This is a genomic window from uncultured Desulfovibrio sp. (assembly GCF_902477725.1).
Classification (GTDB): domain Bacteria; phylum Desulfobacterota; class Desulfovibrionia; order Desulfovibrionales; family Desulfovibrionaceae; genus Desulfovibrio.
In genome coordinates, this window is sequence record NZ_CABSIF010000013.1 from 50,107 (window position 1) to 65,779 (window position 15,673).

A 15,673-nucleotide genomic window follows, 5' to 3' on the forward strand; every position below is an offset into this window, starting at 1 on the left:
AGAAAGCACATGAAACCAGCCGTTCTGATTCTTGCCGCAGGCATGGCCTCGCGCATGGGCGCAGCCAAGGCCCTGCTTTCCCTGCCCTCGTTGCCCGAAGGCGGGCGCTGCTCGGCCCTGAGGGGGCTGGTCAGTCTGTACCGTTCCCTTGGTGTGGAAAATGTGGTGATCGTCAGCGGCTTTCATGCCGAAATTGTGGAAGCCGAGGCACTGGCGCAGGGGCTGACCGCAGTGCGGAATCCCGACCCGCAGCGGGGCATGTTTTCATCTGTGCAGACTGGTGTGGAGGCCCTGTTGAAGGGCGGTTTTGAGGGACAGTTTTTTGTGCAGCCTGTGGATGTTCCGCTGGTGCGGCCCCTGACCATCAGGGCTTTGCTCGACGCCATCGGGCAGGAAGAGGCCAACCAGGCGGCAGCGCTGGCTGTGAGTGGCAAGGCCGCGCTCATGCCGGTGCTTGTGCCGACATTTGACGACCAGGAGGGGCATCCTCCCTTGATTCCCATGACTTTGGCCCCGCATATTCTGGCGCATCAGGGGCACAACGGGCTGCGCGGGGCGCTGGAAGGCGCGCCCTTGCGGCATGTACCTGTGGCTGACGCCCTGATTCTGGAAGATATGGACACCCCCGACGACTATGCGCGCCTGCGCGTGCTGGCCCGTGAGCGGCATACCCTCTCGCCTGTGGAGGCGGAATGCCTGCTGCACACGTGCAATGTGCCGGAAAAAGGCTTGCGTCACGCGCGGGCAGTGGGGGCCGTGGCCTGCTGCCTGGCCGAGGCTCTGGCCCATGCGCGTGAGGCCGCAGGGTATGACGCCGGGGTGGATCCCCGCCTGGCGCTGGCTGGCGGGTTGCTGCATGATATCTGCAAAGGCCAGCCCAGGCATGAGGCTGCTGCTGGGGAATTTTTGCGGCGGCTGGAATTGCCGGAAATGGCGCGGCTGGTGCAGGATCACCGTGATCTGTCCCTGCCGGAGGACGAGCCGGTCACAGAGCGCGAATTGGTCTATCTGGCGGACAAGTATTGCTACGGCGGCAACTTTGTGCCCGTGCAGCGGCGTTTTGGCCTCAAACTGGAGGCTTACGCCCAGGATGCTCCGGCCTGCGAGGCCATCCAGGGGCGGCTTGGTCGCGTCAAGGCGCTGGAAGAGCGCATTGCCCGCGAAATAGGCAAAGAACCCGCCCTGGTGGCGGAACGCGCCCTTGTGCGTAATTGCAATGCTGCGCGCGGCACCGCCCGGCGTGAGGTTGCATGAGCGGCATCTGGCTGGTGCGGCACGGCATGTTGCCGCCCAATCCAGAGCGACGCATGGTCGGCGCGCGGAATATTCCCTTAAGCTCTGCGGGCCGGGAGCAGATACGCCTCTTGGCGCGGCAGTTCATGCCAGAAGTGCAGGGCGCGCTTGGCGCGGTCATCTGCTCGGATCTTGACCGCTGCCGCGAGACTGCCGGCATCCTGATGGAGGCATTGCCGCAGGGGCGGCCCCCCCTGCATGTGGAACCCGGTCTGCGCGAGATTGATCTTGGCCTCTGGCAGGGAATGACCAAGGCGGAAATTGAGCTCGCATGGCCCGGAGCGCATGCAGCGCGCGGGCAGGATATGGCGCACTTTTGCCCCCCGCATGGCGAAAGCTTCATGCAGGCCCAGCGCCGCGCTCTGGCGGCTGTGGCGCGCTGGAGGAGGTTTTACCCCGGTGCAACCCTGCTCATGGTTTCGCATGCGGGTATTCTGGGCAGCTTGCTGGCCCACTACCTTGCCCTGCCGCTCAAGGATGTGCTGCGCATACCCCAATACTACGGGTGCCGCGCCTTTGTGCCGGAATGGTAGTCTGCTAGCCGCAACCAGTACTCGCTGGCAGCACTCCCTCTCGCCTCAGATCCAGGCCGTGGGGTTGTACACACGGATGTGCAGCTTGATGTAACGGTCTGTGAGCACCTCTGCGGGAAGATTCAGGGCGATATGCTCCTGTTCGTGCTGGCTGAATTTTGCCAGCCAGTCCGCCGCTTCGCGTCCCAGTTCCGCCATGCGCGCCTGCGGCGTAAAGAGCGACGCCGGGCAAATCTGATAAAGGTACATCTCTCCCGCGTTCAGCACAAAAGGAAAAAGCCCGCAGGCCACAGGCCGTTCTGGCCGGGGCAGGCGGCAACCCTGATTTGTGCACGAGCGGCAACCCCGCCCGTCCATAAAGGCCGTATCCTTGTTGAGCAGATAAAAATCGTTGGCAAGACCGGGGCGCAACTGCTCGGGCAGCAGGCCCATGGGAAAAAGCTCGTTGGAATCCTGCGGGCCGCAGCAATAGCGGCAATCGCGGCAATAGCCGTTTTGCAGCCAGCCTTCACGCCAGTTGACGGCTCGGCGGCGGGGAAAGACCTTCTGCCAGTGCGACAGGTAGTCCCAAAAACCTTTGCTCATACGTTCTCCTGAAAGCAGCTATCCGGCCCTACATCAGCTTGTGTGCAGCAGCACCATGCCGCAGACAAGCAGGGCAATGCCTGCAAATGCGCAGGGGTAGAGCTTTTGGCGCAGCAACAGCCATCCGCCTACGGATGTGCCAAGCACGCCAAAACCGCCCCACATGGCGTAAGCCACGGCCAAATCCATATGATGAACTGCCAGTGAAAGGCAATAGAAAGCCAGCCCCACCAGCGCAAGGGCCAGCAGGCCCACGGCGCGGCGACGGAAGCTGTCTGAGCGCACCAGCAGCATGTTGGCGGTCACGTCCAGCGCGGCGGCCAGCAAAACCAGCGGCAGGGCGGCGTTTTGGAACAGGCTTGAAATATCCATCATCTGTTCCCTCCTGCGGCAAGGCCGCTATTCAGGGCAGGCCCTTCTGCGCGTGGCTTGCGGGCTTCAGCCTTGCCGCTGGCCGTGGGGGATTCCTCGCGGGTGGGTTTGGGAGTTCCGTGCCCGGTCCCGTAATTGACCAGCAAAGCGCCAGACAGCACGCAGGCCAGGCCCAACGCGCGGCGCAAGGTCAGGGCTTCGTTCAGAAAAAGCACGCTGCCCAGGGTGATGCAGGTCAGGCCCAACCCTTCCCAGAAGGCAAAGGTCACGCCGACGGGGATGCCCGTAACGGCCTTGGACAAAAAAAAGTAGGACATGGCGATGGCCAGCCACATGACAACCAGCCCCAAAATCTGTGCGTGAGGAAAAGCCCAGCCTTGCGCCAGCTTCATGACAAGTGTTCCGCCCACCTCCAGAAATACGGAGGCAAGAAGGCAGCACCAATGGTACGGTTTTGATCTAAGCATAAAAATCTCTCGCGGAAAATAGAAAGACAATCCTTCAGCATTGAAGGACAACAATGGCTATGACCAGAGGAAGTAGCGAGAGATGCTAGAGCAGCGAACGCCAGTAGCGTTCTTCAGGAAAGCCTGAAACGCATGGGCGTAAAAGAGGCATAAAAGCAGAGTTGAAGCATAACATGGATAGATCATAAGGCCGCGAGATGGGGGAGTCAAGGTTGCAGTATGCGCTGACTATTCCCGATACTCACTGATGCAGGATCCTTCAAGCCGCCCTATGATTGCGCCTTGAAGGCGTAAGCGAGCAAAAGTTCAGCATAAAAAAAGGCGGGCCATGCGGTCCGCCTTGAATCTGCAATTATGTGCCGCTCATTGGGCGGCGATCCAGGCGTTGGCTTCCTCAAGGTTGAGGGTGCCCTCGTACAGCGCCCTGCCGCTCACAGCGCCAGCAAGGCTGGTAGTGCGGGTGAGGGGGTAGAGCTTCTGCACATCCGCCAGCGTTGCAACGCCGCCCGCCGCGATGACAGGCGCCGTGGAAAGGCGCGAAAGATGCTCAAGCGCAGCCACGTTGACGCCGCACTGCATGCCGTCGCGTTCGATATCGGTATAGATGATGAATGCAGCTCCATCGGCCAGCAGGCGGGGCAGAACCCCGTCAACGGTCAGGCCTGTGTCGGCAACCCATCCACGTGTCTTGAGTTTGCCGCCTTCCGCATCCAGCGAAACGCCAATGCGGCCAGGAAAGGCGCGGCACATCTCGGCAAAAAGCTCGGGCTGTTCCAGAGCCAGGGTGCCGATAATCAGGCGTGAAACACCCGCATCAAAATAGGCCTGGGCTGTTGCCATGTCGCGGATACCGCCGCCAAGCTGCACGGGAATCGACAGCTCGGTGCATATGCGGCGCACGATCTCGCGGCTTTTGGCCGCGCCGTCAAAGGCTCCGTCCAGATCAACCACGTGTAGCCATTGAGCGCCTCGCGCTTCCCAGGCTTTGGCGGCGTCTGTGGGGTCTTCGGCAAAGACGGTGCTTTCATGAGCGCGGCCCTGCTTGAGGCGCACGGCCTTGCCGTCCTGAATGTCCACGGCGGGAAACAGAATCATAAACCCATATCCTTTACTGCTTTGCGCATACCGTCTTCGGTCAGTTCTTCGGCTGTGACCCACTGTCCGCGCCGCTTGAAGAACGCGCCGACGTTCATCAGATTGTCCACAAGGCCTTCCTGTCTTTCTTCAAAGACAGAGCGCGACATGATGGAGCCGTTGGCAATGTTGATGAGAAAAAACTCAACGCGCACATGGGCTGGCTCGGTAACACCGGCAGTGGAACCCTGGCGCTCGTGCCAGTCAAGAATCTGTGGCACCAGCAGCAATTGCGCGCCCTGCTTTTTGCCATAGGCAATCCAGAGCGGCAGGGCCTGCGGCTGCTCGGAACTGTGGAAGCGCGTAAGATCCTTGGACAGATCAACGGCGTCAATATACTTGAACTGACGTTTGGAATCGGCGGTGAGCACATTGCGGAGCCGACGGTCAAGCGAGGGCAGCTGTTCATCGGCAATGCGGCCCTGATCTTCAGGGATACGCCCGGTGATGAGCTGGCTTGCGTTGATCGGCTGGGTAAAGGGCGCAACCGATATGACATATGAAGACGAAATAACGCGGGGAACGTCCGCCGTGCTTGTGGGACGGCGGCTGCAGGCGCAGGCGATCAGCATGAGGCAGAGCGCGGGCAGCAACAGCATACGAAGTCGGGATTGCATCAATCAAGACCTCCCTTTGTGCTTCTGATGGTTGTGCCGTTTCGGCGCACTGCCTGGGCCAGGGCAAGCCCCAGCCCCTTGGCCGCCGATTCCAGCAGATGATGGCCGTTCTGGCCATAGCGGAACTCCACATGCAGATTGCAGCGCGCGCTGCTTGCAAATGCCTTGTAAAATTCCCGCCAGAGGTCTTTTTCTTCCCCGGCCAGAACCGGGGGCAGCAATTCGCCGCCTCGCCACTCAAGCCAGGGGCGGCCCGAGATATCAACAGTGGCTTCTGCCAGGGCCTCGTCCATGGGAACACGCCCATAGCCCACGCGGGCAATGCCCGCCCTGTCGCCAAGGGCTTCAAGCAGTGCCTTGCCGAGCAGCAGCCCTACGTCTTCTGTGGTGTGGTGGGCGTCCACTTCCATGTCGCCTTCGCACACCAGCCGCAAATCCATACCAGCCCAAAAAGCTGTCAGCGTCAACATATGGTCGAGCAGGCCAAAACCTGTTTTCACGTCCGTAATGCCCTGACCGTCAACGTTCAGTTCAAGCCGGATGTCGGTTTCAGCGCTTTTGCGTTCTTGCGTGGAGGTTCTGGGGGCGGTGTCGCTCATGGCTTCTCCGAGGTATTTTCATCCTTGCCCGGTTTTGCCTTGGCATCGGCCGCTTCGCCGTCTTCGCCTTCGGGCTTTTCTTCAGACTCGTCTTCTTCCTTCGCAGTTTTTTTGCCAAAGCCAGCCGCCACAAAGATGCTCACTTCATAAAGAACAAGCATGGGCGCGGCCATGAGCAACTGCGAAACCACATCGGGCGGCGAAAGAATGGCCGCCACAATAAAGATGCCCAAGATGGCGTAGCGCCGCACGCGGCGCATGAGCTCCGCCGTGATAATGCCCATACGCGCCAGAAAGAAGGCAAACAGCGGCATTTCAAACACCAGGCCAAAGGCAAGTATGAGCTTGAGTACAAAACTCAGATAGTCGCTGATCTTGGGCATGGCCACAATGGAGTCTGTGGCGTAGCTCATGAAAAAGGCAAAGGCGTTGGGAAAGACCACAAAGTAGCAGAAGGCTCCGCCGCTGACGAAGAAGAAGGCCGACATGACGGCAACGGGTATGATGCTCCGTTTTTCCTCTTCATACAGGCCGGGAGCGATGAAGGCCCATACCTGATAAAAAATCGCAGGGCTGCTCACAAACACGCCAGCCACAAAGGCAATGTGCATGCGGGTGAAAAAGCCTTCGGGCAGGGTAGTGTAGATGGCGTGCGAGCCATCAGGCAGGACGCTCAGCAGGGGGGCCACAAGGGCGTCAAAAATGGGATCGACCACGGCCCAACAGGCTATAAAGCCCACCATGACGGCGAGGCAGCAGCGCACAAGACGACCACGCAGCTCCGAGAGGTGATCCATGAGGCCCATGGGCCTGTCGTCGGCCTCTTCTTCCTCCACCTTGTCTTCCGGCGTGGCAGGAGGCGTGTTTTCGCTCTGGATGGGCAGATTTTCAGGTTCTGCCGCAGGGCTTTGCACCGCTCCAGCCGGGGGAACCGGGGGGAGAGGAGGCTGCCCGTCAGCCTGTGTTTCCGGCGTTGCTTCCGGCGCAGTTTCGGGCGCAGTTGCTGCGGTGGGTTCTCCCAAAGGTTCCGCCACATGTTCGGGTGCAGTTACTGCGCCTGATGGAGCAGGGGCTTCGGGTGTAGGAGCGGCAGACGCTTCTGCCTCGTCTACAGGTGTATCCGCAGGGGCCGCCCCCTGGATGGGCGGCTCCGCTGCGGTTTCATTTGTCTTGTTGAGGTCGGAATGTTCCCCTGCGGTCTCAGGGGCAGACGGGGATGCGGCCACCTCGGGGCTCAAGGGTTTATCCGCACTCATGCCTTGCCGCCATTGTCAAGGGTAGCGGCGGCTTGGGGCGCGCCCAAGGGGGCAGCGGCCAGCTTGGCTTCTGCTGCTTCTGCCTCTGCCTTTGTTTTGGCAAGGGCTTCAGCCAGAGGGCTGCCAGCAGGCGGTGCAACCGGAGCTGCCCCTTCGGCGGATGCTGCCGTGCCCGCAACAGGCTGGGCGACAGGCTGGGCCTCGGGCTTGGTCTCTGCGGTGTGGGCCGCCTCGACAACCGAAGCATCGGCAATCGGAGCATCAACAACAGGAACGTCCGCAACCGTGGGCTTGGGGGCCTCTGGCTGAGCCGTTGCTGTCGATGCAGTGGCTGTGTCCTGTCCCGCATCGCCAGTAGGCCGGGTAGCCGTGGCGTCAATAACCGCCTCTGAGGCAGGAATATTGTCAGCCTGTGCCGTTGCGGCAGGCTGGGCCTCGGTTGCCGCAGCGGCAGCGGCGGCCATTTCGGCGGCACGGGCTTCCTTGGCGGCGGCAGCAGCTTCTTTCGCCGCTCTGGCGGCTTCCTGCTTGCGCTTACGCTGTTCCTCTTCCTCGGCCTCAGCATTCAGCGTGCGCTGGAAGTCTGTGGAAACGCGGCGGAACTCGCCCATGGCCTTGCCCAGCGTGCGCGACACGTTGGCAAGGCTTTTGGGGCCAAGTACGATGAGGGCCACCACAAGGATGACCAGAAGTTCAGTGCTTCCTATCCCGAACATGCTGCCCCCTTATTCCCACTCAATTGTGCTCGGCGGCTTGGAAGAAACGTCGTACACCACGCGGTTGACGCCCTTGACCTCGTTGATGATGCGGCTCGACATGCGCTCGATCAGTTCCGCAGGCAGGCGCGCCCAGTCTGCGGTCATGGCGTCCACGCTGTCAACCACGCGCAGGGCAATAACATGCTCGTAGGTGCGGCCATCGCCCATAACTCCAACGGTCTTGAGCGGCAGCAGCACGGCAAAGCCTTGCCATACCTTGCGGTACCAGCCGGATTCGCGCAGTTCCTGCTGCACGATCTTGTCGGCCATGCGCAGAATCTGGAGGCGTTCTTCGGTGATTTCGCCAAGCACGCGGATGGCGAGGCCGGGGCCGGGGAAGGGATGCCGCCACACGATGGAGTCGGGCATGCCAAGCTCTGCGGCAACCTTGCGTACTTCGTCCTTGAAGAGTTCGCGCAGGGGCTCGATGAGCTTGAGCTTCATTGTGTCGGGCAGGCCGCCCACGTTGTGGTGGCTTTTGATAACGGCGCTGGGACCCTTGTGCGAGATGGACTCGATAACGTCAGGGTACAGGGTGCCCTGCGCCAGAAAGTCCACCTGGGGCAGTTTTTTGGATTCTTCGTCGAAAATTTCAATAAAGGTGTGGCCGATGATCTTGCGCTTCTTTTCGGGATCATCCACGCCCGCAAGCTTGGAAAGAAAACGCTCCTGCGCCTGCACAAAGTCGAGGTTGAGGTCAAAGTGTTCGCGCAGATAGCTGACCACTTCATCACCTTCGCCAAGGCGCAGCAGGCCGTTATCCACAAAGATGCAGTGCAGGCGCTTGCCGATGGCCTTGTTGAGCAGCACGGCCACCACGGTGGAATCGATGCCGCCCGAAAGGGCGCAGACCACGTGGCTGTCGCCCACCTGCTCGGCCATTTCGGCAACCACGCGCTCCACAAATGAAGACATGGTCCAGTCGGGCTTGATGCCCGCAACCTTGAACAGAAAGTTGCGCAGCATGCGCTCGCCATCCACGCTGTGGTGCACTTCGGGGTGGAACTGCACGGCGTAGATTTTGCGGGTTTCGTCAGCCATGGCGGCCACATCCAGGGTAGGCGTGCGGCCCGTCACGGTAAAGCCTGGCGGCGGCGCAAGCACCTTGTCGCCGTGGCTCATCCACACGCGGCTGGTGGATTCAATGCCTTCCCACAGCGCGCATGGCGCGGTGAGGGTAAGGTCGGAGGGGCCGTATTCGCGCGTGAGCGACTGGGCAAGCTGGCCGCCAAGGTTCTGGGCCAGCAGCTGCATGCCGTAGCATATGCCGAGCACCGGCACGCCAAGCTCAAGAAAACCGGGGTCAAGAACCGGAGCATCGGCTTCGCCCACGCTGGCCGGGCCACCGGAAAGGATGATGGCGGAAGGCTTCATTGCCGCCACCTGGGCGGCGGTGGTGATGCATGAATGTATTTCGGAGTAAACCCCGGCTTCGCGCACGCGGCGCGCGATGAGCTGGGTAACCTGTGAGCCGTAGTCAATAATTATGACTTTGCTGGGCATATGTGTCCTCGCCTGGTGCTGGCCGTGGCCTGTTGCTGTGCGTCGCTACTGCGCGCCCGGTTGATCTTGCTCCTGATCGTTCGCCTGATCTTTTTCTGATCTTTTGCCCGATGGTCGTGATGCCGGGGCCTGTGGGCTATCTACGGCTTTGGGAGCCGCTGCGTTTGCCTCTTGTGTTACCGCGGGATTTTTTGTCCTCCGTCAAACAAGACGCGCCTGCTTTCCCGGTTGGTGCTTTAGCGGCACGTTGCCGGAAAAGCAGGCGAAATCTCATACCGCAGAGGGCAAAAGACCGCTGGCAGCGGTTTTGCCTAGTTCTCGATGCGGTAGTTCGGCGCTTCCTTCGTGATAACAACATCGTGGACATGGCTTTCGCGCAGGCCCGCAGGTGAAATTTCACAGAAGGTGGTGTTTTCAAAAAGATCGTTCAGATTGTGCGCGCCCACATAGCCCATGCCGGAGCGCAGGCCGCCCATGAGCTGGTACACAGCTTCCATGACCGGGCCGCGGTAAGGCACGCGGCCAACAATGCCTTCAGGCACGAGCTTTTTGCTTTTTTCCTGGAAGTAGCGGTCAGAGCTGCCATCCTTCATGGCGTCAATGGAACCCATGCCGCGATAAATCTTGTAGGTACGGCCCTGATACAGAATGGTTTCGCCGGGGCTTTCCTCGGTGCCGGCAAAGAGGGAGCCGATCATCACCGAGTGCGCGCCCACCACAAGGGCCTTGACGATATCGCCAGAAAACTTGATGCCGCCGTCGGCGATGCAGCAGCGGTCCATCTCGCGCGCGGCACGGCTGCCGTCCATAACGGCGGTAACCTGCGGCACGCCCACGCCAGCCACAATGCGGGTGGTGCAGATGGAGCCGGGTCCGATGCCGATTTTGACGGAATCAGCGCCAGCTTCAAGAATGGCCTTGGCACCTTCGTAGGTGGCAACGTTGCCCGCCACGAGCTGGCAGTTGGGGAACGCGCCCTTGACCATGCGGATGGCGTTGAGCACGTTGAGCGAGTGGCCGTGGGCAGAGTCGAGCACCAGCACGTCCGCGCCAGCCTCGATCAGCTGTTCGGAACGGGATTCGCAGTCGCGCCCGATGCCGATGGCGGCGCCCACGCGCAAACGACCGTTGGAGTCTTTGCAGGCGTTGGGGTACTTCTGGACTTTGTCGATGTCCTTCATGGTGATGAGGCCGCGCAAGAGGCCTTCCTCATCCACTACCAGGAGCTTTTCGATGCGGTGTTCGTGCAGGTGACGCTTGGATTCTTCAAGCGAGGTGCCCATGGGCACCGTCACGAGGTTGGTGCTGGTCATCACTTCAGAAACGCGCACTGCCGCGCCGTCCTGCACAAAGCGCACGTCGCGGTTGGTAAGAATGCCCACCAGACGGCCATTCTCAACCACGGGCAAGCCCGACACGCGGAAGTCGGACATGAGGTCCAGGGCTTCCTGCACGGTGTTGTTGGGCGAAATGGTCACAGGGTCAAGGATCATGCCGCTTTCGCTCTTCTTGACCTTTTCCACCTCAAGACGCTGCCGCGCAACAGGCATGTTCTTATGGATGATGCCGATGCCGCCCATGCGGGCCATGGAAATGGCCATGGCCGCTTCAGTCACGGTGTCCATGGCGGCGGAGAGCAGGGGGATGCGCAGGGGAATTTCGGGGGTGAGCCAGGTGGAGATGTCAACGGCGTCGGGGGTGATGTCCGAAAAGCCGGGGACTAGCAAAATGTCGTCGAAGGTCAGCGCCTTACCGCGATTGGTGAACATGACGTCCTCGTAATTAGCTGTGATAATTATGCAAATTATAATCCAAAAGACTATCCCCTTGTGCCCCATATGTCAATGATGGCAGCGCTCGCCAGCCCTTGTGTTGCAAGGGGCAGCGGGTACGCGGGATATTCCTGCCGGTGGCGGTTTCAGCGCTAAAGCATGAAGGCGTGCTTTACGTCCGGGCGGTGCATGTGCTGACTGCGCAAGGCCCGCAAGGCGGGGCGCGTCAGCTGGCAATCGTGTTTGCGCCGCTGGGTGAAGGTAAAGTCAGCGCGACCAGAAATCAGGGGCATGTAAGGGCTGTCTGCGCCCTTAGGCTACTGGTTTTTGTGTCAATCCGCTTGGGTATGCCGCAGTATGCCACAGCGTGGCGCGGCTGGTAGCATTGAATTGCGGCAGGGCGTGGCGCGCTGCTGTAGTTCAATGGGGTGCTGGCGGCGTACAGCTTTTAGCGAAAATTTGCAAGAGGCCCGCAGTGTGTTGTACGGTGCGGCTCAGCAGGCGGCCTTCTGAAAAGCCGGGCTTCGCGCGGGCATTCTGCGTCTAAGGCTTGACGTGGTGCATCAAACAGCCTATGAATCAGCACTTCGACCAATGCGCGGCTGCACTGTGTGAACAGCGGCTGCCGTAGGGAGGGCGCGAGAGCGCCGATTTTTTCGCCGCAGAGGCTGCGGCGCAATGGGGACTTCATGTTCGAGAGCCTTTCCGACAGACTTTCAGGCGTATTCCGCACATTCAGCGGGCGCGGGCAGCTCACCGAAGAAAATGTGCAGGCTGGCCTGCGCGAGGTGCGCCTTGCCCTGCTTGAGGCGGACGTCAACTTCAAGGTCGTTAAAGACTTTGTGGAAAGCGTGCGCGAAAAGTGCCTGGGGCAAGATGTGCTCAAGGGCGTGAGCCCTGCCCAGCAAGTCATCAAGATTGTTAACGATGAACTTGTGCAGCTGCTTGGCGGCGAAACCGCCGGGCTGAATCTGCAAGGGCGCGAACCTGCGGTCATCATGCTTGTGGGCTTGCAGGGCTCTGGTAAAACCACCTCTGCGGGCAAGATCGCCAATATCCTGCGCAAGCAGAAGCTGCGTCCCTATCTGGTGCCAGCCGACGTCTACCGTCCGGCGGCTATTGAACAGCTGACCGTGCTGTCCAAGCAGCTCGACATGCCTTGCTATCCCTCCACGGTGGACATGAACCCCGTGGACATTGCCAAGGCCGCGCTTGAAAAAGCCCGCGAAGAGCAGGCCACCGTGCTGCTGATCGACACCGCGGGCCGTTTGCATGTGGACGAACCGCTCATGCAGGAGCTGGCCGCCATCAAGCAGGCCGTGCAGCCGCAGGAAATCCTGTTTGTTGCCGATGCCATGACCGGTCAGGACGCCGTGACCGTGGCCGAAAGCTTTAACGAGCGCCTCGGCATTACCGGTGTGGTGCTCACCAAGATGGACGGCGATGCGCGCGGTGGCGCTGCACTCTCCATCCGCTCGGTTACGGGCGCGCCCGTCAAGTTTGTGGGCATGGGCGAAAAACTGTCGGAGATGGAAGTCTTCCACCCCGACCGTATCGCTGGCCGCATCCTCGGCATGGGCGACGTGCTCACCCTGGTTGAAAAGGCGCAGAGCGCCATCAACGCAGAAGAAGCCGAAGAACTGGCCCTCAAAATGAAGAAGGCCAGCTTTGATCTTGAAGATTTCCGCACTCAGATGCGCCGTATCAAAAAGCTCGGCTCGCTCGACAGCATCCTTAAAATGATCCCCGGCATGGGCGGCCTGCGCGACAAGCTGGCCGAGGCCAGCGGGGCCATGCCTGAAAAGGAAATGGCGCGCACAGAGGCTATCATCAGTTCCATGACCATGGCTGAACGCCGCAATCCCGACATCCTCAACGGCAGCCGCAGGGCGCGCATAGCAAAGGGCGCAGGTGTTACTGTTGCCCAGGTTAACCAGCTTGTGCGCCAGTTTGAGCAGATGCGCCAGATGATGAAGGGCATGATGGGCGGCAAGGGTGCCAAAATGCCCGCAATGCCGCGCATGCGTGGTATGCCCCCCGGTATGAACCTGCCCAAGGGACTTGGCGGTATGCCCAATCTTGGCGGCATGGGCGGAATGCCCGGCATGCCGGGGATGGGTGGAATGCCTGGAATGCCCGGCATGGAAGGTATGCCCGGCGCTCGCGCTGGCGCAACCAAGGCTGCGCCCAAAAAGCGCAAGAAAAAAGAGCGCCCCAAGCGCAAGAAGAAGTAACAATATTTACGGGGCAAGGAGCGCCGCCACGCGCGGCGATGAATCTCTTTGCGCCAGGGCTTCCCGCCCTTGCCCTTTCCCGGGCGCAACGCTAACATAACATCAATCAAAGGGAGTTGGACTCATGGCAGTAAAGTTGAAATTGACCCGCCTCGGCAGCAAGAAGCACCCCTTCTACCGTGTGGTGGCCGCGAATGACGAAACCCGTCGTGATGGCCGTCCGCTGGAATTTCTGGGTTACTACAATCCCATGGTCAATCCGGCTGAAGTGAAGCTTGACGCTGGCAAGATCAAGGAATGGCTGGGTCGTGGCGCTGAGCCCACCAACACGGTGCGCGCTCTTATCAAAGAGCACCTGGGCTAGTTTATTGGGCTTATCTTTGCGGCAGCGCAGAGCCTACGGCAAATCTCTTTCAGGCATGCCCTGAAGGAGAACTTTGCTGCTGGCTGTTTTTTGGGAAAGCTCAGGCAATATCTGTCCCGGTTCATCAGAACCGGCGGTGGTCTGCAAGCAGGCCCCGTTTGAGCCGGGGGCGCGCTTGGCGCGCCCGAGGCCCACTGGCTGACCCCCACTGGAGGTACACATGAAGGCCCTGATAGAATACATTGCCAAATCCCTGGTGGATCATCCCGAAGAAGTGCAAGTCAGCGAAGTAGAAGGCGAGCAGACCACGGTTCTTGAGCTCAAGGTCGCCAAAGAGGACCTGGGCAAGGTTATCGGCAAACAGGGGCGCACGGCCAGGGCCATGCGCACCATTCTGGGCGCCGCTTCCATCAAGTGCAAAAAACGCACAGTGCTGGAAATTCTGGAGTAGCGCCGCGTTCTTTCCAGTCCTTTGTTTCCTGACGGAAACGGGGAATGGGAAAAACCCGGTTCCGCCTGCTGCAATGCCTGGCATTGCAGCTACGCCTCAGCCCGCCGGAAACCCGGCAGAACTGGAAGTATGACGGAAACCTGGATTCATATGGGCACGCTGGCGCGGCCCCACGGCATCAAAGGGGAGATCTGCATCGACTGGCATGCGGACTCCCCCTTGCTTTTGGACACCCCCCTCTGGCTACAGAAGGGCAAGGACGCGCCGCGCCGTGTCAAGATTGCGGCTGTGCGCAGCCACAAGGAGCGGCCTTTGCTCCTGCTTGAGGGCGTGGCCGACCGCACGGCGGCAGAAGCCCTGCGCGGCTGCAAGCTGTTTGTGCGGCGCGAAGACCTGCCGGAGCCTGATGACGACGAAGTCTATCTGGAAGATCTGCTCGGCTGCGACGTGGTGCTGCCTGACGGTGCCCGCGTAGGCAGGCTCGACCATTTTGAGTACCCCGCGGGCCTTGAAATGTGGGTCATCATGACCGACGATGACAAGGAAGTGCTCTTCCCCGCGCGGCCTGAATTTATTGCGGGTTTTGATTTGGAAATTCCCGCTGTGGTCATCGACCCTCCCGAAGGCCTGCTGGATATTTATCTTGCCGAGAGCAAGGCCGCGAGCAAGGCCGAAAGCAAGCCAGAGGACAAGGCTGAAAACAGTTAAGGCACGGCGCAGGCTGTGCGGCGCAAGGTTTTCTGCTGTTCTGGCGGGCAAGATTTGATTGCGCGGCATGCGCCGCACTGAAACGGGGGAGGAACTTTCGGCGGAAGGTTCTTCCCCCGAAGTCATTGTACGCACCGACAGCAGCACACAGGAATGACCATGCCGGAATTGCCAGAAGTTGAAACAGTGGCACGCACCTTGCGTCCCCATGTGGAAGGCTGCGTCATCACGGGTGCAACCCTGTTGCGCGATTCAAGCCTGCACCCCCTGAGTCTGAAGCCCGAGGATTTGCAGGGTTGCGTCATTACTGGCGTGGGCAGACGTGGCAAGCTGCTGCTGCTTGAGCTGGACGCCGCAAAAGCCGCCAGGGCTGACCTGCGCGACGCAACCGGCCTGCGCCTAGCCCTGCACCTGCGCATGACGGGCCGCCTCATGACCTATGCCGCCCATACCGCGCCCGGCCCGCATACGCGCTGCGTGTTTGACCTCACGGATGCGCAAGGGCGGGAACGCCGCCTTTTTTTTGATGATGTGCGGGCCTTTGGCCTGCTGCTGGCAGGAACGCCGCAAACCATGCAGCAGTGGAGCTTCTGGCGGGAGCTTGGCCCTGAACCGCTGGAATTGACGGACACCGCCTTTTCCGCCCGGCTCGACGGCAAAAATTCGGCCATCAAGGCAGCGTTGCTGGATCAGAAGGTCATTGCGGGAGTAGGCAATATCTATGCGGACGAAAGCCTGTTTGCCGCAGGCATCGACCCGCGCCGCAAGGCGGCCTCGCTCTCGGCGGCGCAGCGCAGTCGTTTGCTGCACAGTCTCAAGGATGTGCTGGAGCTTTCCATATCGCAGTGCGGCAGCTCCATACGCGATTACCGCGATGCCAACGGCAATGTGGGTGCTTTCCAGAACAGCTTTGCCGTCTATGGCCGCAACGGTCAGGCCTGCAAGGCCTGTGGCCGCGCACTTGAAAAAATCAAGGTGGCTGGCCGCGCCACCGTGTACTGCCCACATTGCCAGAAGTAGCGGTTTG

The 15,673-nt window shown here is 60.6% G+C and carries 17 protein-coding genes; 7 read left to right on the forward strand and 10 right to left on the reverse strand.

The features are described 5' to 3' along the window. Positions 1-9: 9 nt before the first annotated feature. Positions 10-1,254 (forward strand): DVU_1551 family NTP transferase, encoded by a 1,245-nt coding sequence (locus RDK48_RS12125; protein WP_298992409.1) that lies wholly within the window; start codon positions 10-12, stop codon positions 1,252-1,254. Next, positions 1,251-1,826, forward strand: coding sequence for a histidine phosphatase family protein (locus RDK48_RS12130; RefSeq protein WP_298992412.1), 576 nt, complete (start codon positions 1,251-1,253; stop codon positions 1,824-1,826). Before RDK48_RS12125 ends, RDK48_RS12130 begins: the two co-directional genes overlap by 4 nt. A 45-nt stretch (positions 1,827-1,871) precedes the next feature. Here RDK48_RS12130 and RDK48_RS12135 read toward each other — a convergent pair whose 3' ends face one another. The 10 genes from RDK48_RS12135 to guaB all read right to left on the reverse strand — a co-directional run bounded on the left by RDK48_RS12135 (position 1,872) and on the right by guaB (position 10,886). Beyond that, entirely contained in the window at positions 1,872-2,411 is a 540-nt protein-coding gene (locus RDK48_RS12135; protein ID WP_298992415.1) for a hypothetical protein, read from the reverse strand. A gap of 33 nt (positions 2,412-2,444) precedes the next feature. Further along, positions 2,445-2,783: an SMR family transporter gene (locus RDK48_RS12140; RefSeq protein ID WP_298992537.1), complete on the reverse strand. Its 339-nt coding sequence runs from the start codon at positions 2,781-2,783 to the stop codon at positions 2,445-2,447. Further along, positions 2,783-3,250, reverse strand: coding sequence for a multidrug efflux SMR transporter (locus RDK48_RS12145; protein WP_298992418.1), 468 nt, complete (start codon positions 3,248-3,250; stop codon positions 2,783-2,785). The genes RDK48_RS12140 and RDK48_RS12145 overlap by 1 nt, the downstream gene beginning before the upstream one ends. 363 nt (positions 3,251-3,613) lie before the next feature. Beyond that, on the reverse strand, positions 3,614-4,345 hold the full coding sequence (hisA, locus tag RDK48_RS12150; RefSeq protein ID WP_298992425.1) for a 1-(5-phosphoribosyl)-5-[(5-phosphoribosylamino)methylideneamino]imidazole-4-carboxamide isomerase: 732 nt from the start codon (positions 4,343-4,345) through the stop codon (positions 3,614-3,616). Then, on the reverse strand, positions 4,342-5,001 hold the full coding sequence (locus RDK48_RS12155) for a hypothetical protein (protein ID WP_298992428.1): 660 nt from the start codon (positions 4,999-5,001) through the stop codon (positions 4,342-4,344). Before RDK48_RS12155 ends, hisA begins: the two co-directional genes overlap by 4 nt. Further along, on the reverse strand, positions 5,001-5,600 hold the full coding sequence (locus RDK48_RS12160; protein WP_298992431.1) for an imidazoleglycerol-phosphate dehydratase: 600 nt from the start codon (positions 5,598-5,600) through the stop codon (positions 5,001-5,003). Before RDK48_RS12160 ends, RDK48_RS12155 begins: the two co-directional genes overlap by 1 nt. Next, a complete protein-coding gene (gene tatC / locus RDK48_RS12165; protein WP_298992434.1) occupies positions 5,597-6,856 on the reverse strand; it encodes a twin-arginine translocase subunit TatC in 1,260 nt (419 codons plus the stop codon). Before tatC ends, RDK48_RS12160 begins: the two co-directional genes overlap by 4 nt. Further along, complete coding sequence (gene tatB, locus RDK48_RS12170) at positions 6,853-7,572, reverse strand: Sec-independent protein translocase protein TatB (RefSeq protein ID WP_298992437.1); 720 nt, start codon at positions 7,570-7,572, stop codon at positions 6,853-6,855. Before tatB ends, tatC begins: the two co-directional genes overlap by 4 nt. A gap of 9 nt (positions 7,573-7,581) precedes the next feature. Continuing rightward, positions 7,582-9,117: a glutamine-hydrolyzing GMP synthase gene (gene guaA, locus RDK48_RS12175; protein ID WP_298992442.1), complete on the reverse strand. Its 1,536-nt coding sequence runs from the start codon at positions 9,115-9,117 to the stop codon at positions 7,582-7,584. Positions 9,118-9,428: 311 nt separating this feature from the next. Then, entirely contained in the window at positions 9,429-10,886 is a 1,458-nt protein-coding gene (guaB, locus tag RDK48_RS12180; protein WP_240824858.1) for an IMP dehydrogenase, read from the reverse strand. Between the two features lie 692 nt (positions 10,887-11,578). On the opposite strand from guaB, the gene ffh reads away from it, so the two are divergent. The 5 genes from ffh (at position 11,579) to mutM (ending at position 15,666) form a co-directional block, all read left to right on the forward strand. Beyond that, positions 11,579-13,123: a signal recognition particle protein gene (gene ffh, locus RDK48_RS12185; protein WP_298992447.1), complete on the forward strand. Its 1,545-nt coding sequence runs from the start codon at positions 11,579-11,581 to the stop codon at positions 13,121-13,123. A gap of 124 nt (positions 13,124-13,247) precedes the next feature. Further along, complete coding sequence (gene rpsP, locus RDK48_RS12190; protein WP_022659551.1) at positions 13,248-13,487, forward strand: 30S ribosomal protein S16; 240 nt, start codon at positions 13,248-13,250, stop codon at positions 13,485-13,487. A 220-nt stretch (positions 13,488-13,707) separates the two neighbouring features. Further along, positions 13,708-13,938, forward strand: a complete 231-nt coding sequence (locus tag RDK48_RS12195) for a KH domain-containing protein (RefSeq protein WP_022659553.1) — start codon at positions 13,708-13,710, stop codon at positions 13,936-13,938. Between the two features lie 129 nt (positions 13,939-14,067). Then, complete coding sequence (gene rimM, locus RDK48_RS12200; protein ID WP_298992459.1) at positions 14,068-14,646, forward strand: ribosome maturation factor RimM; 579 nt, start codon at positions 14,068-14,070, stop codon at positions 14,644-14,646. A gap of 159 nt (positions 14,647-14,805) precedes the next feature. After that, positions 14,806-15,666 carry a bifunctional DNA-formamidopyrimidine glycosylase/DNA-(apurinic or apyrimidinic site) lyase gene (mutM, locus tag RDK48_RS12205; RefSeq protein ID WP_298992464.1) on the forward strand — a complete coding sequence of 287 codons (861 nt, stop codon included), beginning with the start codon at positions 14,806-14,808 and terminating at the stop codon, positions 15,664-15,666. The last annotated feature ends 7 nt before the right edge of the window (positions 15,667-15,673 follow it).